The organism is Pseudomonas sp. B33.4 (genome assembly GCF_034555375.1).
Taxonomy (GTDB): domain Bacteria; phylum Pseudomonadota; class Gammaproteobacteria; order Pseudomonadales; family Pseudomonadaceae; genus Aquipseudomonas.
Window position 1 is genome coordinate 1,637,370 of record NZ_CP140706.1, and the last position, 20,726, is coordinate 1,658,095.

Below are 20,726 nucleotides of genomic sequence, written 5' to 3' on the forward strand. Positions count from 1 at the left end.
TATGAACGCGCCATAAATCACGCGCACCGGAGGTTGTATCAGGATGACGACTTATAACTGGGATTTGATTGAACGCTTGCTGCACGAAGTGCAGAACAGTGCCGGCCACAGTTTTGCCCCTCGGGCTTACGCCGAAGACTATGCGGCGGAAAAAGCCAGCGCCGGCGAGCCGATCGAGAACCTTGATCATCTGAAAACGCTGGCCTGCGACTATGAAAGGTTGTTGCTCTTGCGTGGCTACATCGCACCGCGTCCGGATGAGGAGGGCAGCACGGGAAACAATTTTGTCCTGACCCCGCGCGGCTCTAGCCTGCTGAGCCTGATCGACAGCAGCATTCCGGGCAATGACCATCCGCGTCAGGTGCTGGATGAGCAGGAGGATGCGCTGGCTGAGGCGACGTTTGATGAAGTGGCTTCCAAAGCCCAGATCGCCTGATTTTCCACAGGGCAAAAGATCGCAGCCTTCGGCAGCTCCTACAGAGATCGGTGTAGGAGCTGCCGAAGGCTGCGATCTTTTGATCTTCTAATTCTGCTTCGCGGCCTTGAGGCACTTGAGGTCGTTGAAGTCTTTACGCACACCCTCGATCTTCTTCAGCAACCGCTGACGCTGTTGCGGCGTACTTTCGGCCATCAGGTCAACCGCCAGAGAGCGTCCCTGCGCTTCAGTATCGGCGAAGGCCTTGCGGTAATCCGCTGTCCATAAGTTCTCGCGATTGACCAGAAGCGTCTCGATTCTCTGTGGGAATTCGGGGCTTTTGCGTTGCGCTACGGCAGCACTGAATTGCTTCTGCCAATGGGCGCGGTTGGCAATCCATTGCGTGTACTGATCGCCCAGCGCGGTCGACCACGCCATGACCCGCTGTTCCTGGGTGGCGCTCAAGGGGCCGAGCCAGTCATTCAAGCGTTTAACCATTCGCGCGCCACGCTCGGCAATTTGCTGATCAAGCGGCGGCTTGAGGTATTCCTGCTGACGCTTGCGCAGATCCTTGGCAAACGCGTCATTCATCTCGGCCACTTGCTTGTCATCCAGCCCTTGCAGCAACTCGATCGCCGACGGGGTGATCTCTCGAGCGGTTTCGGCAATGGCCTGCTTGGCTTCCGTAGTGCGCGCCTGTAACGCGGCATCGGTGACCTGATTGGTTTCGACCATGGTCTGCAGACGATCCAGCCAGTCCAGGTAACCCGGCAATTGCGTGGTGCAATGCCAGCTCAGGTGGTCCTTAAGGCGTTCGTTGAACCAGTCTTTCTGCTCGCCGTTCATGTCCAGGTAGTCGCCGAGCGTCCACGGAATAATGACGTCGAGATTGCGATAGGCCAGGCCGACGCGACTGCAAGCGCCGAGGGCGAGGGTAAAGATCAGTAGCGCGGCGATGTGCTTGAACCAGCGAGACATGGGCGAATCCTTGCGTGAGCCTGGCTTCGAGGGACTGATTCCTATGTGAACGCAGAATGAACCCGGCAGTTCAGCCGATCAATAGAACGCGCGCGCAGCCTTGAGGGTGACGAGGCCGTCGCACTGGCTGTTGTGCCCGGAATAAGCCGAGCAATCGCTGCCGCTGAGGCTGGAGTTGCTGTAGATCAGGTCGAGATCGACGCCCATGAACGGCCGGGACAGTTTCACCGACCAATCGGTAAAACTGCTGACATAACCGCCGTCCACGGCCACTGGCGTGTTCAGTTGGTGAGTGGTGTATTTCATGCTGACGCCGATGCCGAACGGTTGATTGCCGCCAAGGTCGGCAAACAAGGTGTTGTTCTGTTTGTCCGGGTCGTTGCTCAAGGCCACGCCGAAACGGCTGCCGAGCAGAGTCAGGCCGCCGAACAGTTCCTGACTGTCGAGCGTGTCTACTTCGGGATAGCTGTAGTGGATCATGCCGACTTCATAGCCGAGGGTTTGATCGAAAGGTTGTTTGAAGCCGACGTAGGAATCGATTTCGAGATTCTTTCCAGGTGTGATGCCCATGCTCGGCGCGTATTGGCCAACGTAGAGGCCACTGTCGTGGCTCAGGTCGAGGCCGCCGTGGAAGGAACCGACCGCAGCCGGTTTGACCAGACCCTGGGCCATGCTGCGTGAAGGCGTGGTGCCGAGTTTGAGATCGAAATCGCCCAGTTCACGCTGGAAAATCTGCGCGTGCGCAGTCGTGCAAACCAGCAGGCCTACAAGTGATAAACAGGATGATTTGCGCATGCGTCACTCCATGAACAGCGAGCGCAGGGCGGCGGGCCTGCTGAAACGCTTGATCTAGACGCGTGCAAGGATACCGGCGAATGACCGGCATTGAGGGCCGTTCGTCGATTTACAAGAATTTTTGTTGAAAAAGGAGGGGGGTTGCGAGGTGCCAGTCCAGGCGCTTCGAAGCTCAAAGCGCCTCTGGACGGGTGTAAAACCGGGTGTTACTTCTTGCCCAGGCTGATCTGCTTGGACGGGCCGAATGTCTGGCCACTGACGCCTTTGGCAATTTGCTGGATCTCGCCGCCAGACTTGAGGAACGCTGCGATCTGATCGTTGATCGATTCGCTGGTTTCAACGGCTGGAGCTGGCTTTGCTTTGCTGGTGGATGCTTTTACACGCATGGCGGCCATTAACCTGTAGAAAAGTAACTCGGCCAGGCATCGTACAGGAATAACTTGACAATTGCTTGGTAAATATCCCCCGGAATAACCCAGCGCTGTGCTGCATTATTCTCGATTGAATATTCGATATATCCGCCTAACCTGCTGTTTTAAATAAGAACATTTGCGCTTGGCGGTATTGAAATACTCAGCCGCGAGCGGTGCTGCCTGCCAGACGAGCGGCACCTCAACCCAGCCGCACACAAGGAAAATCAAGGCGTTGCGCAGAATTCCGACGCGTGCGGATCTGCCGCCCGACGGCCACGCCAAAAACGGGTAGAATGCCGCCCACGCAATGAGGGTTCTGGAAATGGCTTTAGTCGGGCGTTACAACAGTTTGCAAGTGGTTAAACACACTAACTTCGGTTTATATCTGGACGGCGGTGCTGACGGCGAGATTCTTTTGCCTAATCGTTATATCCCGAAAGATATTCCGACCGAAGATGAAGATTGGCTCAACGTATTTGTTTATCTGGACAGCGAAGACAAACTTCTCGCTACCACGGAAAAACCGAAAGTTCAGGTCGGCGAATTTGCCAGTCTGAAAGTCGTTGAAGTCAACAGCATCGGTGTGTTCCTCGATTGGGGGCTGCCGAAGGATCTGTTGCTGCCGTATTCCGAAGAAAAGCGCCAGATGACCGCCGGCGAATACTGCGTGGTGCACGTCTACCTCGACAAGCACACCCGCCGCATCACCGCCACTGCGCGCCTGGATCGCTACCTCGACAAGACCCCGGCCAACTACAGCCAGGGCCAGGAAGTTGATCTGCTGGTTGCCGAAGCCACCGACATGGGCTTCAAGGCGATCATCAACAACAAGCACTGGGGTTTGATTCACAAGAACGAAATCTTCAAATTCATGCGCGCCGGCATGATCGAGAAGGGCTACATCAAGGAAGTCCGTGCCGACGGCAAGATCGCCCTGAGCCTGCAACCGGTTGGCCAGGAAGCGGCGAGCAGTTTGAACTCGAAGATCCTCGCCAAGTTGCGCGACAACAGCGGCACGCTGCCGGTCAGCGACAAGAGCGATCCGGCGCTGATCAGCAGCCTGTTTGGCGTCAGTAAAGGCAACTTCAAGAAGGCCATCGGTGCGCTGTACAAGGAAGGCAAGATCGTCATTCATGCTGATCGCATTGAACTAACCTGAGACACCGCTGGCCCCATGTAGGAGCTGCCGCAGTCTGCGATCTTTTGACTTTGAAGATCAACAGATCGCAGCCTGCGGCAGTTCCTACATGAGGGCGGGTGTGATGAAGAAGTCTCTGGTTGCCTATGTTGCGACGCTGATTGCGTTTCTGCTGCTCGACGGCATCTGGCTCGGCCTGTTGATGGCGCCGACCTATCGTGAGCTACTCGGTCCGCTGATGCTCGAAAAACCGCTGCTGGTTCCGGCAGCGGTTTTTTATTGCCTGTATGTTTTTGGCTGTGTGGTGTTTGTGGTGACGCCGGCCGTGACATGGCAATGGGCGGCGAAGCGGGGCGCGTTGTTAGGGCTGATAGCTTACGGCACCTATGATCTGACCAATTGGGCAACATTGCGCGGCTGGTCGGTGCAGGTGACGCTGATGGATTGGGCGTGGGGGACGTTTGCTACTGCTGTGGCTTGTAGCGTTGGGTTTTTGCTGGCTAAACGACTGAATTCAGATCCATGAGCAGGGTTGAGTGAACTGACGCCATCGCTGGCAAGCCAGGCTCCCACAGGGTTTTGTGTTGAACAAAGAATCAGTGAGCAACCCCGGTCCCTGTGGGAGCTGGCTTGCCAGCGAATGGCGGCGCAGCCGACAGCCACTCACCGCTGACGCCACTGAAGAACTAAATGTCTTTTCCAGACGGTTTTTTCCGCCCGACTGATTGATAATCCCCAGCATTGTTTTTGACCATTGGATGGCCTGCCATGTTGTGCGTGTTCGAGGTGTTGCGGTGAGTGTCGAGCGGCGTAATGCCGACAGTTTTGCTCTGCAAGTGATGATCGGCCTGTGCCTGATCTGGGGCGTGCAGCAGGTGATGATCAAATGGGCGGCGCCGGACATTGCGCCAGTGATGCAGGCGGCGGCGCGCTCGGGGATTTCCGCGCTGCTGGTCGGTTTGCTGATCTGCTGGAAGGGCGGCTGGGATCAGGTCGGCATTACCTGGCGCGGTGGATTGCTGGCCGGTGCCTTGTTCGGTCTGGAGTTCTTCTTCATCGCCGAAGGCTTGCAACTGACCACCGCCGCGCACATGTCGGTGTTCCTCTATACCGCGCCGATTTTCACCGCGCTGGGCGTGCATTTCCTGTTGGCCAGTGAGCGCCTGCGACCGCTGCAATGGCTGGGCATTCTGCTTGCGTTTATCGGCATCGCGATTGCTTTCGCCGGCGGCGTGTCATGGGACAATCTTGACCGGCGCATGCTGCTGGGCGATGCCTTCGGTGTACTGGCCGGGGCCTGCTGGGGCGCGACCACAGTGGTAGTGCGCGCCTCGCGGCTGTCGGAAGCACCGGTGACACTGACTCTGTTCTATCAGTTGATCGTCGGCTTCCTCGGCCTGCTGCTGATTGCGCTGTTCAGCGGCCAGATCACTCACGTCAGTCTGACTCCCGTAGCGGTGGCCAGCGTGTTGTTTCAGGGCCTGGTGGTGTCGTTCTTCAGCTACCTGATCTGGTTCTGGTTGCTGCGCCGTTATCTGGCGGCCAACCTGGCGGTGTTTTCGTTCATGACGCCGTTGTTCGGCGTGACCTTCGGCGTGATTCTGTTGGGCGAACAGCTGAGCGTGAACTTCGTTATCGGCGCGGTGCTGGTGTTGCTCGGCATCACCTTTGTCAGCGCCGAGCAGTGGCTGCGTCGGCGTTTGCGCAAAGCGCTCGGCCAGCGCTAGCCGATTGCATCGCCAGACCGCCGGCCATCAGCAAGCCGCTGCCGGCGATCACCAATGCCGGCTGCAAACCGCCGCTGAAATGACTGCTCAGCGCCGCCAGCAATGGGCCGCTGAGTTGGCCGAGCGCAAAGCACGCGGTAAGCATGCCGGCGTTGCGCTGGGTGGCGTGCGGTACCAGTTCCCGCGAGCGTTGCATGACCAGTTGCATACACGCCAGGAACGGAGTGCCGCAAAGGATCACACCCAGCGCCAGGCCGAGGCCGCTGCCCAGCAGACAGGCAAACACGCCGGCCGCTTGCAGCCACAGCGTCGCCATCAACCAGTGACGGGTGGTTGCGGGATCGTGACGCCGCAGGCTCACCAGCAATACGCCAAGCGCCGCAGCCAGACCAAAACAAGGCCAGAACAGATCCGCCTGCCATTGCCCGTGAAACTGCGCGTTGGCCATTTGCGAGAGGAAGGTCGCCGGAATGATGTAGCCGACGCCGTACAACGCATAAATCACCGCCAGCCGCGCAATGCCCCGATTCGACAGACTGACCGGCGCGGCAACCACCTTCGCCGTTGCGACGGGCGTTGGCAGCAATCGCCAGACGCTCAGCAGCATGACCAATGCGGCCGCCGCATAAATCAACCACAACGTCGCGGACGTCTGGTTCAGCAGATGTGAGACCAGTGCCAGCAACCCCGTCAGAAAAATCCCCAACCCCGGTCCGGCAAACACCAGTGCGCCCAATCCCGGACGACCTGCTGCCGCCGCCAACGGTTGACTCAACGAAGTGATCATCACCAGCACCCAGGCACTCGCTATCCCGGTACCGAAGCGCAGCACCAGATGCGACCAGAAACCATTGGCCCAAAACGACGCCAGGGTCAGCAGCACGCACAACCACAGACCGCCATGCAGGCGCCGCTGAACTTGCTGCGGGCGATGGGCGAACATCGCGTCCACCGCGCCGAGCAGGTAGCCGAGGTAGTTGGCCGCCGCAATCAGACCGGCGGCCGTCAGGTCGAACTGACCTTCGCTGAGCAGGTGCGGCATTTGCGGGGTGAGGGCGAAACGGCCGATACCCATGGCCATCATCAGGGCAACAAAACAAGCGGATAAGCGAATCAGCGGCGACATGGTCGGGATTCCTTTGAAGGATCAATGACCGTCAGGCTAGGACTGATTGACTTTCTTTAAAATTGAATAATAGTGAGCAACTTGTTCTGTTATGGAGAAAGCTTGTGGAGTTCAGCCAACTGCGGATCTTTCAGGCTGTGGCCGAGGAGGGTTCGATTACCCGCGCCGCCGAACGTTTGCACCGAGTGCCGTCGAATCTGTCGACGCGGCTCAAACAGCTGGAAGAGCAACTCGGTGTCGAACTTTTCGTCCGTGAGCGTCAGCGTTTGCAGCTTTCGCCTGCGGGAAAAGTCCTGCTGGACTACACCGGCAAGTTGTTTGCGTTACGCGATCAGGCCAGTGCGGCGGTGATGGGCGGGCAGCCGGCGGGGGATTTTGTCCTCGGCACCATGTACAGCACGGCAGCGATTCATCTGCCGGCCTTGCTCGCGCGCTATCACAAGCAATACCCGGCGGTGAATCTGCAGGTCCAGTCGGCGCCGAGTGCCGAGTTGCTGGAAGGTTTGCTCACCGGACGGCTCGATGCGGCGCTGGTGGACGGTCCGCTGGAGCTGGCCGGACTGGACGGTGTGCCGTTGTGTGAAGAGCGATTGGTGTTGATCAGCGAACCTGATCATCCGCCAGTGCATAGCGCCCGGGACGTTGAAGGGCGGTCGGTGTTCACCTTTCGTCGCGGATGTTCGTATCGCATGCGCCTGGAGGCGTGGTTTTCGCACTATCACGCGACGATGGGCCGGGCGATGGAGATCGAATCCTATCAGGGCATGCTCGCCTGCGTGATTGCCGGCAGTGGCGTGGCGTTGATGTCGGAGTCGATGCTGGCCAGTCTGCCGGGGCGTGAAAGCGTAGCGGTGCACCCATTGGCCGAATCATTCGCGGGTGCGACAACATGGCTCATGTGGCGCAAGGGCATGGTCGGCGCCAACCTCAATGCCTGGATTGAGGTGCAGCAGGCTGTCTATCCTGCGGCTCAGATCGAAACCCGGGAAACAGCCTGAACCAATCTCGGCGAATTCTGTTCAATTCAGTAACAGATCATTGCGGATTTGGCCGAGCATTGCGTGGGACTTCGGACTATTATCAGTGCGAAGCGGCCTCAGAATTCCGGCCGCTCAGCACCACCCTGAAGGGGGCATGACGATGAAAGAGAAAATTCAAAACTGGCTGCACGACTTGGGTGTTGCCCTTGGCTTGATCGAACCGCCTCTGCTGCCTGTACCGATCCGCACCGATGACGAGCAGCGCCGCCGTCAACAACGGCGCCGGTAACGCCCCCGATCCGAGATCAAGGATTCAAGATCAAGAGATCGCAGTCTTCGGCAACTCCTACACGGATTAATGTAGGAGCTGCCGAAGGCTGCGATCTTTTGCTTTTAATGACGGCCTATCTCAAGCAAAAACCGGCTCAAGTCATTCGCCGTCTTCGCGGTCTTGAGCATGCGGTCTTCCTCGGCGGTGAACGCCGTCAGTCCGAATTCATCTTCCAGATGAAAGATCAGATCTTCTATATCGGCTTTCTCCAGCCCCAGTTGCACCAGGCTGGTGTTGTCGTTGAATTCTCGGGTTTCCAGCAGACGCCGGATGTATCGGTGCACGGCGGCACGCACGGCAGCTCTTCTCATGGCAGATTTTTCTGATGGTTGTTCTGCTTGAGTGAAGCAGGCCTCAGGCGTGCTCGCGCAACCACTGGTCAATCATCGAACGCAAATGCTCCCCGGAAAAACTGCCGAAATGCCCGCCATGCACCGTGCGGATCGGCAACGCCTGCAAACGTCGCAGGCTGGCGGCGTAGTCCTCGAGATTCGAATGGTAGGCGTCTTCGATCAACGGTCCGTCGTAGATGATGTCGCCGCTGAACAATGTTTCAGTCGCCGCCTCGTACAGGCTGATCCCGCCCGGCGAATGTCCAGGCGTGTGCAGCACTTGCAGCGTGCGATTGCCCAGATCCAGCACATCACCGTCCTCGACAAACCCGGTGGCCGGCGCGGCTTTGACCCGGTATTCGGCGTAGCACAACGGGCAATCCGGGTGCGCTTCAAACATGTCGTCGCCGACGAAGGCGCGGCTCAAGTCGTTTTCGCCATCCGGCGCAGCCAGAATGTCCGCTTCGGCTGGATGCACCAGCCGTTCAGCAAATTCGTGATGCCCGGCGATATGGTCGAAATGGCAATGACTGGCCACCGCCACCAACGGCCGTTCGGTTATCCACGGCAATTGCTCCCGCAAGCTCACCAGCCCTGAACCGCTATCGAGCAACAAGTCTTTGTCACGGCCCTGAACGTGCCAGAGGTTGCATCGGTAAAACGGCCGAATATACGGCTCGTGAATCAGCCGAATGCCGTCACTCAGGTGTTGTACTTCGAACCATTTATCGCGAGAAACAATCTTCATCAGCACTTTCCTTCAGACGAAAAAAACGGGTGTGGCAACCGACGCCACACCCGTCGAAGAAAGCATCAAGTCGTTACATCAAAGCTTAGATCGCACTCGCCACGGTTGCCGGGCGAGGGGAGAACAGGCTGACAACCACAAAACTCACCAGGCCTACGCCGAGGCTGTAGTAGATCGGCGTGTTGGCATCCAGACCGTCCTTGAACATGAACAGCAGCGAAGTGGCGAAACCCAGACCCATGGAGGCAATGGCGCCGGCGGTGGTCGCGCGTTTCCAGAAGATCGCGCCGATCAGCGGGATCAGCATGCCGCCCACCAGCAGGTTGTACGCCAGCGTCAGGGCGCTGATCACATCGTTCACCACCAGCGCGATGCCCAGCACGACGATGCCGGTCAGCAGGGTGAACAGGCGGTTGATGCCCAGGCTCGACTGTTTGCCGCCGCGCAGTTTCGGCAGCAGGTCTTCCGTCACGGTGGTGGCAGCGGCGAGCAGGCCGGCGCTGGCGGTGGACATCATGGCCGCCAGTGCGGCAGCGATCACCAGACCACGAATGCCGTCCGGCAGCGACAGTTTGACGATGGCGGCGAAGGCGTTGTTGACGTTGCTCAGGTCCGGGATCAGGACGTGAGCGGCCATGCCGATCAGGGCGCAGGCCAGGCCGTAAAGGATGCAGTAGAAGCCTGCGAAGGTGCCGGCGTACTTGGCGACTTTTTCGTTCTTGACGGTGAACACCCGTTGCCAGATGTCCTGACCGATCAGGATGCCGAAGAAGTAGATCATGAAGTAGGTGATGATGGTGTCCCAGCCGATGCTGGTGAAGTTGAACGCAGCGGCCGGCAACTTCAGCACCAGTTCGTCCCAGCCGCCGACGCGGTACAGGCAGATCGGCAACAGGATGAACATCAGGCCCACGGTCTTGATGATGAACTGGACGATGTCGGTCAGGGTCAGCGACCACATGCCGCCGATGGCCGAGTAAACCACCACGACGCCACCCCCGAGCAATACCGATACCCAGAACGGCAGATCGAACAGCACTTGCAGCACGGTGCCGATTGCCAGAATCGAGGTCACGCCGATCATCAGCGCGTAGGCCAGCATGATGATCGCGCTCGCCGAGCGGGCCATCGGGTTGTAGCGTTTTTCCAGCACCTGGGTAACGGTGTAGATCTTCAGTTTCAGCAGCGGTTTGGCGAGGAACAGGTTCAGCGCGATGATCCCGCAACCCAGTGCCGCACACAGCCAGAAGCCGGAGATGCCATGCACGTAGCCCAGACGCACGGTGCCGACGGTGGACGCACCACCGAGCACGGTCGCGGCCATGGTGCCCATGTACAGGCTTGGGCCGAGGTTACGACCGGCGACGAGAAAGTCCTCGTTGGTCTTGGCCTTGCGCATGCCGAAGTAGCCGAGCAAGAGCATGCCGGCGGCGTAGATGAGGACGACGAATAAATCCAAAGCCATGATGGCGTGTCTCCGATTGTCTTTTTTATGTGAGGCTGAATTCGAATCTCCCTGTGGGAGCGAGCTTGCTCGCGAAAGCGATCTGTCAGTCACATCACCTTTGAATGTGCCGCCGCCTTCGCGAGCAAGCTCGCTCCCACAGGGTTTTGTGTTTAATCAGGCGGCTTGGCGCAGTTCAGGTTTTTCCACGACTTGGCTGCGCGCATCCTTCGGGCCGAACACTTCGCGCGGTTCCGGGAACAGGCTCAGCAGCGTCAGGTACACCACCGAGGCCAGGCCCAGGGTCACCGGCAAACTGATGTCGATGCCACCGGCCATTTCTCCCAGCGGGCCGACGAACTGCCCGGGTAGATTGACGAAGCACAAACCGACCGCCGCGCTCGGGATCCATGCGCCCAGACCGCGCCAGTTCCAGCCGTGGCTGAACCAGTAGCGTCCGCCCTGTTCGCCGCGTGTGAACACTTGCAGGTCATCCGGGCAGTAGAAGCCGCGACGCACCAGCAGACCGATGATCATGATCACCATCCACGGCGTGGTGCAGGTGATGATCAGCACGGCGAAGGTCGACACGCTCTGCACCAGGTTCGCCGCAAACCGGCCGATGAAGATGAAGGCAATCGACAGCACGCCGATCAGCAACGTCGCTTTCACGCGCGACAGCACCCGCGGGAATACGCTGGACATGTCCAGCCCGGTGCCATACAGCGAAGTGGTGCCGGTGGACATGCCGCCGATCACCGCAATCAAGCACACCGGCAGGAAGAACCAGCTCGGCGACACCGCCAGCAAACCGCCCACATAGTTGTTCGCCGCGATGTAGTCCGGCGCCTTGATCGCGACGATGGTCGCGGTAGTCAGGCCGAACAGGAACGGGATGAACGTGGCGATCTGCGACAGCACCACCGCCGCCATGATGCGTTGCTTGGAGGTGTCACGCGGGATGTAACGCGACCAGTCGCCGAGGAACGCGCCGAAGGAAATCGGATTGCTCATCGCCACCAGCGCAGCGCCGATGAACGCCGCCCAGAAGCCCGGCTGACCGAGGTTCACCGTACCGGCGTAGTTCACATCGAAAGGACCGGCGAAGGCGAAGATGCCCAGCAGGAACAACAGGCTGGCGCTCCACACCGAGATCTTGTTTACCCACAGCAAAAAGCGGAAGCCGTAGATGCACACGGTCAGCACCAGAATCGCGAACAGACCGTAGGCCAGGCCCAAAGTCAGGTCGGTTTCCGGCAGACCGATCAGGCGTTTCGCACCCCCGATCAGCGCATCTCCCGAACTCCACACCGAGAGCGAGAAAAACGCGATAGCGGTCAACAGCGACAGAAACGAACCGACGATGCGCCCATGCACGCCGAAATGCGCACCCGACGACACGGCATTGTTGGTGCCGTTGAGCGGGCCGAACAGGCCCATCGGTGCGAGGATCAGCGAGCCGAGCAGCACGCCCGACACAATCGCCCAGACGCCGGCCTGAAAAGACAGACCGAACAGCACCGGGAAACTGCCGAGCACGGCGGTGGCAAAGGTATTCGAACCACCGAAGATCATCCGGAACAAGTCCGTCGGGCCTGCGCTGCGTTCGTGGTCCGGGATCTGCTCGACCCCGTGGGTTTCAATCTGCGTAAGGCTTTGGTCGTTGTTGTTGTTATTCATGATCTGCTCCGATCATAAAGGCGCGCTCATCGTGCGTGAGCGTCACCTGTCTTGGCTAAGGGGATGGCAGCCCTTCCGGCATTGCGGACAAATGTTCGTGACAGGCCAGCCAAAGGCCTTGTTGTTCTAGGCTCGACGCGTGTTTCTTGAAAACAATCGTCTCGCGCTCCTGGCTGAAGTGTTGCTCCCCTTGCATGCGCAGCTCGGTGGCCACGTCATGGATGAAAATCGCCACGTCACCCTGCAGGCTGACGAAAGCGTTGCTCGAGGTGCACGCAAGCACCTCGAAGCCATGCTCGGCGCGCCAGCTGTCCCACAAGGCCTGATAGGCATCGCGCGACAGCAGCGGCTGTTCGAGGGTGTAGAAGACGAAACTTGCATCGGCGCTGAACGCGCCGAAATAAGCTTCGCGATCGTTACGGGCGAAGGCGGCCACCAGATCGGCGGCCGCTTGCAAAACCTGATCACGTTCGTTCATGACCCGACCCTCAGCGATGGACCACGCCAGGCAGTACGCAGAGCATTTCGTACAGCAGGTTGGCGGCCAGCAGCGAGGTGTTGCCGGTGGTGTCATAAGCGGGCGAGACTTCTACCAGATCGCAACCGATCAGGTCGAGGCCTTGGCAGCCGCGAACGATTTCGATCGCCTGAATGGTCGTCAGACCACCGATTTCCGGGGTGCCGGTGCCCGGTGCCCAGGCCGGATCGATGCCGTCGATGTCGAAGCTCAAATAAACCGGGCCGCCGCCGACTTTCTCGCGCACTTCAGCCATCAGTGGCGCCAGCGATTTGTGCCAGCACTCTTCGGCTTGTACGACGCGGAAGCCCTGATCGCGGCTCCAGTTGAAGTCATCAGCGGTGTAACCCTGCGCACGCAAACCAATTTGCACCACGCGGTCGCAGTCCAGAAGGCCTTCTTCGACGGCGCGACGGAAGGTGGTGCCATGGGCGATTTTCTCGCCGAACATGTGATCGTTGACGTCAGCGTGGGCATCGATGTGCACCAGTCCGACCTTGCCGTGCTTTTTATGAATCGCACGCAGGATCGGCAGGGTGATGGTGTGGTCGCCACCCAGGGTCATCGGGATCACGTTGTGCTCGAGGATGTTGTCGTAGGCTTCTTCGATGATGCGCACGGCGTCGAGCAGGTTGAAGGTGTTGATCGCCACGTCACCGATGTCGGCAACCGACAGCGAGTCGAACGGCGCAGCGCCGGTGGCCATGTTGTACGGGCGGATCATCACCGATTCGGTGCGGATGTCGCGTGGCCCGAAGCGGGTGCCGGGGCGCAGTGAAGTACCGATGTCCAGTGGCACGCCAACAAAGGCAGCGTCCAGGCCGGCAGCGGTCGGTACATGGGGGAGTCGGAGCATGGTGGCGATGCCGCCGAAGCGCGGCATTTCGTTGCCGCCCAGTGGTTGGTGAAGAATCTTGTCCACGGGTAAGGCCTCATCGTCTTTGTTTTATTTATGTCGGCGCGCCGTGGAGCACGGGGTCGGACGCCGCTGTGGGGCCGATGATGCGAAATGTAGTGAGGGGAAAGAATCGCTACGGGCAAAAACTTAGTTCAGATTTTTCTAAACTAATGGCGAGGCTGGGATTAGACTTTGCGGTCTCGGGATTCTTGCCTGGCTGAACATTGCTGCCCTCACCCCAGCCCTCTCCCGGAGGGAGAGGGGGCCGATCTCCTTGGCTTCTAATCCTGAGTTCGACTTGATATCGCAGGTCGGCGTAGATCCTCTTAACAGCTCGGTAGGCTCCCTCTCCCTCTGGGAGAGGGCTGGGGTGAGGGAAAGTTTTATCAGGCAACACATCTCTAAAGCCCGGAGCAGACATGGCCAACGCTTTACCCGACCTGAAACTGTTGCGCATCTTCGTCAGCGTCGTGCGTCATCAGGGCTTCGCCAACGCGCAGCAGGAACTCAACCTGTCGACCTCGGCGATCAGCACCTACATGAGCCAGCTCGAAGCCGCGCTCGGCCTGGTGTTGTGCCATCGCGGGCGCGGCGGCTTCAGCCTGACCAGCAAAGGAGAGCTGTTCCATCAGGAAACCCTGCGCCTGCTCGCCGAGCTCGAAGGTTTCGAGCAATACGCCGCGGCGCTCAAGGGCGAACTGCGCGGCACGCTCAACCTCGGCGTGATCGACTCCACCGTCAGCGACAAGGCGTTGCCATTCGCCGAAGCCATCGGCGCTTACAGTCAGGAACACCCGGCGGTGCATTTGCACCTGTCGGTGATGAGCCCTTACGAACTGCAACTCGGTGTGCAGGACAACCGCCTCGACCTGGCCATCGGCGCGTTTTCCACGCGCATGAGCGGGCTGGTCTACATGCCGCTGTACCGTGAACAACACTGGTTGTATTGCAGCAGCCGCCATCCGTTGTTCAACGAGCGGCGCATCCCCGAGCAAGTCATCACCCAGCAACGCATGGTCGGGCGCGGTTACTGGAGTCAGGCCGAGCTGGCGCGCCATGGTTTCAAACACAGCGCCGCGACGGTGGAAAGTATGGAGGCGCAACTGATTCTCGTGCTGTCCGGCGCTTACATCGGTTACTTGCCGGAGCACTACGCTCAGGCGTGGGCGGACAAGGGTGACTTGCGCGTATTGCTGCCGGCGACCTTCGGTTATCAGGCACCATTTTCGATGATCATGCGCCGGGGCCGCAGCCGCGAGCCGCTTATCCAGACCTTCCGTGATTTGCTCAAAGCACAGCTCAATCAGGCCTAACAACGATGTCCAGACCCCAATGCCCGCGCTGCCTGCGCCCCCAAACCCATTGCCTGTGCCCGCTGATCCCGAGCCTCGACAGCCGCACGCGGGTGTTGCTGTTGCAGCATCCAAGTGAAGTTAATCATGCGTTGAATACCGCGCGGTTGGCGGCACTCGGGTTGACCAATGCCGAGCTGATTGTCGGTGAGGTATTCGAGGATTTGCCGGCGCTGCTGAACCGGCCGGGCTATCGGGCGCGGTTGTTGTTTCCGGCTGAGGATGCGCAACCGATGCAGGCTTACGGCGAGTCTGATGAACCCTTGCTATTGGTCGTTCCTGATGGCACGTGGCGCAAGGCGCGCAAGATGCTGCACCTCAATCCGCTGCTGGCGGCGTTGCCACGGGTGACGCTGGCCGAGGGCGGCGTGTCGCGCTATCGCCTGCGCAAGGCACCGGGGCCGGGGGCGTTGTCGACGATTGAGGCGATTGTACAGGCGTTGCAGATGCTGGAGGCACCGGCCTCATTCGAGCCGTTGCTAAAACCGTTCGAGGCGTTGATCGAGGGGCAGATTGCGGCGATGGGGGAGGAGACGTTTCAGCGTAACCATGGCGAAAGATAATTGTCGTTTGGACTGGCGCTATCGCGAGCAGGCTCACTCCTACAGGGGGAACACATTCCAAATGTAGGAGTGAGCCTGCTCGCGATAGCAATTGTTCAGTCAACACAGGTTACGGCGAGATTTACCGTTCGCGCATCGCCTCGGTCCGCGCTTTCAGCACCGGTTTCAACAGATAATCCAAGACACTCTTCTCCCCGGTAATAATGTCCACCGTCGCCACCATCCCCGGGATGATCAGCAACGGTTTTACATCCCCGCCCAAATGATTTTTATCAGTGCGCACCTGAATCAGATAAAAGCTGTTGCCCTTGTCATCGGTGATGGTGTCTGCACCGATCAACTCAAGCTTGGCGCTCAGCCCGCCGTAAATCGTGTAGTCATAGGCACTGAACTTGACCATGGCTTTCTGGCCCGGATGCAGAAACGCGACATCCTGTGGCCGCACTTTGGCCTCGATCAACAGGTTGTCTTCCAGCGGTACGATTTCGACCATGTCGCTGCCCGGCTGGACCACGCCGCCGATGGTGTTGACCTTCAATTGCTTGATCACGCCGTGGACCGGTGAGGTCACGGTAGTGCGGGTGACGCGGTCGTCGATGGCGATGCTGGTCGCGGTGATTTTCGATAGGTCGGTGCGTTTCTCATTCAGCTCTTTCGCGGCCTCCGAGCGGAAGGTCTGTTCCGACTCGTCGATCTTGCTGCGGATCTCGGCAATCGCTGATTCGGCGCGGGGAATCGCCAAAGTGGTGGCGTTCAGCGAGCCACGAATTTCCACGGCGCTGCGCTTGAGGCGGAGGATTTCCACGGGGGACACCGCGCCGGTTTTCACCAGTGGTTCGGACATGTTCATCTCTTGTTGCAGCAACGCCAGGCTGGAACTGAACTGGCCTTGTTTGGAGCGAAACTCGGCGAGTTCCTGAGTCTTCTGCCGCAGTTGTTCGCTCAGCGTGCGCTGCTCGCTGGCCAAGCGGCGCTGGCGTTGTTCGTACAGTGAACGCTCGTCTTCGGCGACTTGCGGCGCCTTGGCGATAACCTCATCGGAGAGCTTGAATGGCCGACCTTCGGCCTCCGCTGACAGCCGTTCGACCTGTGCCGTCAGCGCATATCGATCGGCCTCGCTTTCGCCCTTGTTCGAGCGAAAGCGTGTGTCATCCAGACGCAGCAGGGTGTCGCCCTTGTTCACCATTTGCCCTTCACGCACGAAAATTTCAGTGACGATCCCGCCTTCAAGGTTCTGGATCACCTGCACTTTGCTCGACGGAATCGCCTTGCCTTCGCCCATGGTGACTTCTTCGAGCACGGCGAACTTGGCCCAGACCACCGCGCTGATCAGCAGCGCCGCCGCCAGCCATACGGTGATCCGCGACCAGCGCGGTGAATCCTGCAATGAAGCGCCGGCGGTTTCCGGCATGAATTCGGCTTCGGCGCTTTTACCGAAACTGTCGAAGTAGCCGCGCTCTTTGCTATCGGAGGAAGCAGACATGGGGCAACTCCTAAACCGCCGCCGAGCCGACACGGCCCTTGCGCAGTGCATCGATGACCGCTTCTTTCGGACCGTCGGCGACGACCCGGCCGTTGTCCAGCACCAGCAAGCGGTCCACCAGACTCAGCATCGAAGTACGGTGGGTGACCAGCAGCAAGGTTTTGCCTTGCACCCAGCCGTGCAACTTCTGGCGCAATTGGTCTTCGCTGCTGTTGTCCATGGCACTGGTGGGTTCGTCGAGCAGCATGATCGGCGGATCGAGCAACAGCGAGCGCGCCAGCAAAACGGCCTGGCGCTGGCCGCCGGAGAGCAATTGCCCGCGCTCGCCCACTGGCCGATCAAAGCCCTGCGGATGCTGGCGGGCGAGTTCGGTGACGCCGGTCAGTTCGGCGACTTCGAGCATTCGTGAATCGCTGATGTAACGTGCGCCGAGTGTCAGGTTGTCGCGCAGGCTGCCGGCCAGCAGTGGCAGGTCGTGGGCGACGTAGCCGATCTGCTGACGCAGGTCGGCGACATCGAGTTGGCGCAGGTCGAGGCCGTCGAGCAGCAGTTGGCCTTCCTCGGGTTCATAGAAGCCCATGACCAAACGCGCCAAGGTACTTTTGCCCGAACCGCTGCGGCCGATGATGCCGACCCGCTCGCCGGGTTTCAGGCTGAAGCTGACATTGCTCAGTGCCGGGGCATTCTGGCCGTTGTAATGAAAGGTCACGCCGTTGACGTCCAGCGCGCCTTGCAGTTGTGTGCGCTCCAGTGGCCGCTGTTTGCCATCGCGTTCCTGCGGCAGGGCCATCAGCGCATCGGTGCTTTTCATGGTCAGTTGCGCTTGCTGATAGCGGGTGATCAGCCCGGCAATCTGGCCCAGCGGCGCGAGCACACGGCTGCCGAGCATATAACTGGCGACCAGCGCACCGACGCTGAGGTTGCCGGCGATGATGCTGTAGACCCCGGCGACAATCGTCGCCATCCCGGAAAACTGCTGAATGAACAGCGTGCCATTGGTGGCCAGCGCCGAGAGATTGCGCGCATGGCTGTCGAGGCGGGTGAGGGCGCCGTGGGTGCTTTCCCATTTGTGCTGGCGCTCGCTTTCGGCGCTGCAAGCCTTGAGGGTTTCCAGGCCACCGAGGGTTTCGATCAGCACCGCCTGACGTTCGGCGCCGAGGCTCAGGCTCTTTTGCACGGTGTCACGCAGGCGCACCTGAATGATCATCGCGAAGATGATGGTGATTGGAAACGCCAGCAATGGAATCACCACCAGCCAGCCGCCGAGCAAGCCGATCACCACCAGCATCAACACCACGAAGGGCAGGTCGATCAGACTGGTCAGCGTTACCGCCGTGAGAAATTCACGCAGACCCTGAAAATCATGAATGCTTTGGGCGAAACCGCCGATGGTCGCCGGCCGTGCCTTCATCGACATGCCGGTGATGCGCTCGAACAATGTGGCGGAAAGAATCACATCGGTTTTCTTGCCGGCAGTGTCGAGCAAGTGCGCGCGCACCACCCGCAGGACCAGTTCAAACCCGGTGCCGATCAGCAAACCGATCGACAGCACCCACAAGGTCGAGGTGGCCTGATTCGGCACCACGCGGTCGTAGGTCTGCATCACGAACAGCGGCACCATCAGGCCCAGCAAGTTGATCAGGAAACTGGCGAGAATCGCATCGCTGTAGAGCCATTTCGACAGCTTCAATGTGTCGCGAAACCAGGCATGGACGCGCGGCACCAGCGGTGAACGCAGGTCTTCGAGTTCGTGGCGCGGCCGAGCGAACAAGGCTTGGCCGCTGTAGTGCTCATTGAGTTCGTCGCGGCTGATCCATTGCTCACCGCCGTCGGCTTCGCTGGGCAGGATCAACGCTTTGCCGTCGTCGCCGAAACGCCGTAAAACAGCGGTGCGTCCGTCGTTGAGCAGCAGCAGAATTGGCAGGTTAAGCGGTGAGATGTCCTTTAAATCGCGGCGTAAAATGCGCGCCTGCAACCCGGCCCGGGCGGCGGCGCGGGGCAGCAGATCCAGGCTCAGGCGCTGTTTGTTGAGGGGCAGCCCGGCACTCAGGCTGGCGCGACTGACCGTCGCGCCATGCAGTTTGCAGAGGATCAACAGACCGTCGAGTAACGGATCATCGAAGCTCAGCCGCGGATCGACCCCGGTGTGGCCGGGTTCCATGCTGGTCATATTGATCGCTCCCCTGAAACGGTGGCACTGGCTACACAAAACTGAACGGAACGCTTGATCGTCTATCACCCCAATCACGTGTAGGAGCTGCCGCAGGCTGCGATCTTTTGATCTTGATCGTAAAAAACAACGTCAAAAGATCGCAGCCTGCGGCAGCTCCTACAGGGAGTTGGTTATTTCAATTCGGGGAGGCGGGCCTCGCTTTTCACTTCACTGGACGCAATCGCATCCGCCGGCAGCACCACCCGTTGCTTGCTCAGCAACTGGCCCATGTTCGCCAGCACGCGGTACATCGAATATTCCTCGGTGTAGCGGATTTCGGTGTAGCGGCGGTTGGCGTTGTAGAGCTCGTTTTCACTGTCGAGCAAGTCGAGCAGGGTACGTTGGCCAAGGCCGAACTGATCCTGATACGCAGCGCGTACGCGTTTGGTGGTTTCGGCGTACTCGCGGGCGGTCGGGGTCTGTTTCTTCGCGTTTTCCATGGCGTTCCACGCCAGGCGGATGTTCTCGTTGAGCTGGCGCAGGGCGTTGTTGCGGATGTCCATCGCCTGATTGATCTGGTGCGCGTCGGAGGCGAGGCGTGCCTTGTCGCTGCCGCCACGGAACAGGTTGTAGTTCATCACCACACCTACGCGCCATTCGTTGTCGTGGCCTTCATCGCCTTGCACGTTGTTGTTCGCGCCCACGGCGGCTTCGGCATCGAAGCGCGGGTAGAACGGCGATTTGGCGACTTCATACTGGCTCTCGGCCGATTGCACGTCAGCCTGAGCGGACTTCAGATACGGGTTGTTGTCGACCATGCTCTGCTGCGCTTCACGCAATTCGGTCGGCAGTTCGCCACGGGTCGAGGCCGGCGTTTCCAGCTCATCTGGCATTCGCCCGACCACGCTGTAGAAGTTGGCTTCAGCGTCAGACAGATCGACTTCGGCGGTGTCGAGGTTGTTCTGCGCCAGCGCTTTACGCGCGACCGATTGATCCGAGTCGGCGGTACTGCCGACGCCACGCTCGGTGCGCAGGCCAATCTGGTCGTTGACGCGCAGGTGCGCCTGCAAGTTGTTGCGGGCCAGGGTCACCAGTTCGCGACGCTTGAGCACTTCGAGGTAGACCTCGATGGTGCGCAGGGCCAGATCCTGAGCGGTACCTTGCGCGTAGTAGGCGCGCGAATTGGACACGCCTTTGGTGCGCTCGACTTCGTTAGCGGTATTGAAGCCGTCGAACAGCATTTGCCGCAGGCGCAGCTCGGACTGGGTGTAATTGAGGATTTCGGTGTGGTGATTACCGAAGGCCCGGGTGTTGGTGTTATCGCTGTAGCCACGGCCATACGCAGCGTTCAAATCGACCGACGGATAGAAGCCGCCCTTGGCTACTTTGACTTGTTCATCAGCCGACAGGCGGGCGTCCACGCGCGAGGCCAGTTCCGGGTGAGTGGCGATGGTGCTTTGAATAGCCTCGGTGAGGTTCATGGCCTGGGCTTGAGAAGTGCAAGCCATGGCCAGCAAAACCGCGCTGCAGAGGGGGGTTAGAACGCGCATGGGTGCATCTCCCTGAGTCCTGATGGTGTGTTACTGTCGCCAAATATTTGACGATATTTTTAGGTCTAAGCGTTTCACTCTTGTAACAACAGAGCTAAGAACAT

At 59.5% G+C, this 20,726-nt stretch carries 21 protein-coding genes; 8 read left to right on the forward strand and 13 right to left on the reverse strand.

The features are described 5' to 3' along the window. The first annotated feature begins 43 nt into the window (after positions 1–43). Positions 44–436 (forward strand): hypothetical protein, encoded by a 393-nt coding sequence (locus tag U6037_RS07280; RefSeq protein WP_034153215.1) that lies wholly within the window; start codon positions 44–46, stop codon positions 434–436. Positions 437–523: 87 nt separating this feature from the next. On the opposite strand, the gene U6037_RS07285 is transcribed toward U6037_RS07280, so the two are convergent. The 3 genes from U6037_RS07285 to U6037_RS07295 form a co-directional block, all read right to left on the reverse strand. Beyond that, positions 524–1,393, reverse strand: coding sequence for a DUF6279 family lipoprotein (locus U6037_RS07285; RefSeq protein WP_322846283.1), 870 nt, complete (start codon positions 1,391–1,393; stop codon positions 524–526). Positions 1,394–1,471: 78 nt separating this feature from the next. After that, positions 1,472–2,188 carry a TorF family putative porin gene (locus tag U6037_RS07290; protein ID WP_322846284.1) on the reverse strand — a complete coding sequence of 239 codons (717 nt, stop codon included), beginning with the start codon at positions 2,186–2,188 and terminating at the stop codon, positions 1,472–1,474. Between the two features lie 206 nt (positions 2,189–2,394). Next, positions 2,395–2,583 carry a hypothetical protein gene (locus U6037_RS07295; RefSeq protein WP_016985943.1) on the reverse strand — a complete coding sequence of 63 codons (189 nt, stop codon included), beginning with the start codon at positions 2,581–2,583 and terminating at the stop codon, positions 2,395–2,397. Between the two features lie 340 nt (positions 2,584–2,923). On the opposite strand from U6037_RS07295, the gene U6037_RS07300 reads away from it, so the two are divergent. The 3 genes from U6037_RS07300 (at position 2,924) to U6037_RS07310 (ending at position 5,466) form a co-directional block, all read left to right on the forward strand. After that, the gene (locus U6037_RS07300) at positions 2,924–3,760 is read left to right on the forward strand and encodes a S1 RNA-binding domain-containing protein (RefSeq protein WP_077571586.1); all 837 of its coding nucleotides are present in this window, start codon (positions 2,924–2,926) and stop codon (positions 3,758–3,760) included. 103 nt (positions 3,761–3,863) lie between these two features. Beyond that, positions 3,864–4,265: a DUF2177 family protein gene (locus U6037_RS07305; RefSeq protein ID WP_322846285.1), complete on the forward strand. Its 402-nt coding sequence runs from the start codon at positions 3,864–3,866 to the stop codon at positions 4,263–4,265. A 268-nt stretch (positions 4,266–4,533) separates the two neighbouring features. Continuing rightward, positions 4,534–5,466 (forward strand): DMT family transporter, encoded by a 933-nt coding sequence (locus U6037_RS07310; RefSeq protein WP_322847291.1) that lies wholly within the window; start codon positions 4,534–4,536, stop codon positions 5,464–5,466. On the opposite strand, the gene U6037_RS07315 is transcribed toward U6037_RS07310, so the two are convergent. Next, on the reverse strand, positions 5,411–6,592 hold the full coding sequence (locus U6037_RS07315) for an MFS transporter (protein ID WP_322846286.1): 1,182 nt from the start codon (positions 6,590–6,592) through the stop codon (positions 5,411–5,413). The two genes, U6037_RS07310 and U6037_RS07315, sit on opposite strands and share 56 nt — an antisense overlap. Before the next feature lie 104 nt (positions 6,593–6,696). Here U6037_RS07315 and ptrR point away from each other — a divergent pair, with 104 nt between their 5' ends. Then, entirely contained in the window at positions 6,697–7,590 is an 894-nt protein-coding gene (gene ptrR / locus U6037_RS07320) for a putrescine utilization regulator PtrR (RefSeq protein ID WP_322846287.1), read from the forward strand. 142 nt (positions 7,591–7,732) lie between these two features. Next, positions 7,733–7,861, forward strand: a complete 129-nt coding sequence (locus U6037_RS07325; protein ID WP_322846288.1) for a PA1414 family protein — start codon at positions 7,733–7,735, stop codon at positions 7,859–7,861. 104 nt (positions 7,862–7,965) lie between these two features. Here U6037_RS07325 and U6037_RS07330 read toward each other — a convergent pair whose 3' ends face one another. From U6037_RS07330 to speB, 6 genes are all read right to left on the reverse strand, one after another. Continuing rightward, positions 7,966–8,214 carry a phosphopantetheine-containing protein gene (locus U6037_RS07330; protein WP_034153223.1) on the reverse strand — a complete coding sequence of 83 codons (249 nt, stop codon included), beginning with the start codon at positions 8,212–8,214 and terminating at the stop codon, positions 7,966–7,968. A gap of 43 nt (positions 8,215–8,257) precedes the next feature. Continuing rightward, positions 8,258–8,983: an MBL fold metallo-hydrolase gene (locus U6037_RS07335; RefSeq protein WP_322846289.1), complete on the reverse strand. Its 726-nt coding sequence runs from the start codon at positions 8,981–8,983 to the stop codon at positions 8,258–8,260. A gap of 85 nt (positions 8,984–9,068) precedes the next feature. Next, complete coding sequence (locus U6037_RS07340; RefSeq protein WP_242204423.1) at positions 9,069–10,448, reverse strand: sodium:solute symporter; 1,380 nt, start codon at positions 10,446–10,448, stop codon at positions 9,069–9,071. A gap of 156 nt (positions 10,449–10,604) precedes the next feature. After that, positions 10,605–12,107, reverse strand: coding sequence for a cytosine permease (locus U6037_RS07345; RefSeq protein ID WP_322846290.1), 1,503 nt, complete (start codon positions 12,105–12,107; stop codon positions 10,605–10,607). 55 nt (positions 12,108–12,162) lie between these two features. After that, positions 12,163–12,585 carry a YybH family protein gene (locus U6037_RS07350; RefSeq protein ID WP_322846291.1) on the reverse strand — a complete coding sequence of 141 codons (423 nt, stop codon included), beginning with the start codon at positions 12,583–12,585 and terminating at the stop codon, positions 12,163–12,165. A 10-nt stretch (positions 12,586–12,595) separates the two neighbouring features. Next, complete coding sequence (gene speB, locus U6037_RS07355; RefSeq protein ID WP_003222717.1) at positions 12,596–13,546, reverse strand: agmatinase; 951 nt, start codon at positions 13,544–13,546, stop codon at positions 12,596–12,598. 395 nt (positions 13,547–13,941) lie between these two features. Between speB and U6037_RS07360 the strand changes: the two genes are divergently transcribed. Further along, positions 13,942–14,835 (forward strand): LysR family transcriptional regulator, encoded by an 894-nt coding sequence (locus U6037_RS07360; RefSeq protein WP_007956593.1) that lies wholly within the window; start codon positions 13,942–13,944, stop codon positions 14,833–14,835. 5 nt (positions 14,836–14,840) lie between these two features. Beyond that, the gene (locus tag U6037_RS07365; protein ID WP_322846292.1) at positions 14,841–15,437 is read left to right on the forward strand and encodes a tRNA-uridine aminocarboxypropyltransferase; all 597 of its coding nucleotides are present in this window, start codon (positions 14,841–14,843) and stop codon (positions 15,435–15,437) included. A gap of 121 nt (positions 15,438–15,558) precedes the next feature. On the opposite strand, the gene U6037_RS07370 is transcribed toward U6037_RS07365, so the two are convergent. The 3 genes from U6037_RS07370 to U6037_RS07380 all read right to left on the reverse strand — a co-directional run bounded on the left by U6037_RS07370 (position 15,559) and on the right by U6037_RS07380 (position 20,622). Next, complete coding sequence (locus tag U6037_RS07370) at positions 15,559–16,920, reverse strand: HlyD family type I secretion periplasmic adaptor subunit (protein WP_141128957.1); 1,362 nt, start codon at positions 16,918–16,920, stop codon at positions 15,559–15,561. 10 nt (positions 16,921–16,930) lie between these two features. Then, a complete protein-coding gene (locus U6037_RS07375; protein ID WP_322846293.1) occupies positions 16,931–19,090 on the reverse strand; it encodes a type I secretion system permease/ATPase in 2,160 nt (719 codons plus the stop codon). A 173-nt stretch (positions 19,091–19,263) separates the two neighbouring features. Next, positions 19,264–20,622 carry a TolC family outer membrane protein gene (locus U6037_RS07380; protein ID WP_322846294.1) on the reverse strand — a complete coding sequence of 453 codons (1,359 nt, stop codon included), beginning with the start codon at positions 20,620–20,622 and terminating at the stop codon, positions 19,264–19,266. Between the last annotated feature and the right edge of the window lie 104 nt (positions 20,623–20,726).

Coding starts and splice junctions, on each gene's coding strand:
- U6037_RS07280 (WP_034153215.1), top strand. CDS start 44: ATGACGACTTATAACTGGGATTTGATTGAACGCTTGCTGCACGAAGTG.
- U6037_RS07285 (WP_322846283.1), bottom strand. CDS start 1,393: ATGTCTCGCTGGTTCAAGCACATCGCCGCGCTACTGATCTTTACCCTC.
- U6037_RS07290 (WP_322846284.1), bottom strand. CDS start 2,188: ATGCGCAAATCATCCTGTTTATCACTTGTAGGCCTGCTGGTTTGCACG.
- U6037_RS07295 (WP_016985943.1), bottom strand. CDS start 2,583: ATGGCCGCCATGCGTGTAAAAGCATCCACCAGCAAAGCAAAGCCAGCT.
- U6037_RS07300 (WP_077571586.1), top strand. CDS start 2,924: ATGGCTTTAGTCGGGCGTTACAACAGTTTGCAAGTGGTTAAACACACT.
- U6037_RS07305 (WP_322846285.1), top strand. CDS start 3,864: ATGAAGAAGTCTCTGGTTGCCTATGTTGCGACGCTGATTGCGTTTCTG.
- U6037_RS07315 (WP_322846286.1), bottom strand. CDS start 6,592: ATGTCGCCGCTGATTCGCTTATCCGCTTGTTTTGTTGCCCTGATGATG.
- U6037_RS07325 (WP_322846288.1), top strand. CDS start 7,733: ATGAAAGAGAAAATTCAAAACTGGCTGCACGACTTGGGTGTTGCCCTT.
- U6037_RS07330 (WP_034153223.1), bottom strand. CDS start 8,214: ATGAGAAGAGCTGCCGTGCGTGCCGCCGTGCACCGATACATCCGGCGT.
- U6037_RS07335 (WP_322846289.1), bottom strand. CDS start 8,983: ATGAAGATTGTTTCTCGCGATAAATGGTTCGAAGTACAACACCTGAGT.
- U6037_RS07340 (WP_242204423.1), bottom strand. CDS start 10,448: ATGGCTTTGGATTTATTCGTCGTCCTCATCTACGCCGCCGGCATGCTC.
- U6037_RS07345 (WP_322846290.1), bottom strand. CDS start 12,107: ATGAATAACAACAACAACGACCAAAGCCTTACGCAGATTGAAACCCAC.
- U6037_RS07350 (WP_322846291.1), bottom strand. CDS start 12,585: ATGAACGAACGTGATCAGGTTTTGCAAGCGGCCGCCGATCTGGTGGCC.
- U6037_RS07360 (WP_007956593.1), top strand. CDS start 13,942: ATGGCCAACGCTTTACCCGACCTGAAACTGTTGCGCATCTTCGTCAGC.
- U6037_RS07365 (WP_322846292.1), top strand. CDS start 14,841: ATGTCCAGACCCCAATGCCCGCGCTGCCTGCGCCCCCAAACCCATTGC.
- U6037_RS07370 (WP_141128957.1), bottom strand. CDS start 16,920: ATGTCTGCTTCCTCCGATAGCAAAGAGCGCGGCTACTTCGACAGTTTC.
- U6037_RS07375 (WP_322846293.1), bottom strand. CDS start 19,090: ATGACCAGCATGGAACCCGGCCACACCGGGGTCGATCCGCGGCTGAGC.
- U6037_RS07380 (WP_322846294.1), bottom strand. CDS start 20,622: ATGCGCGTTCTAACCCCCCTCTGCAGCGCGGTTTTGCTGGCCATGGCT.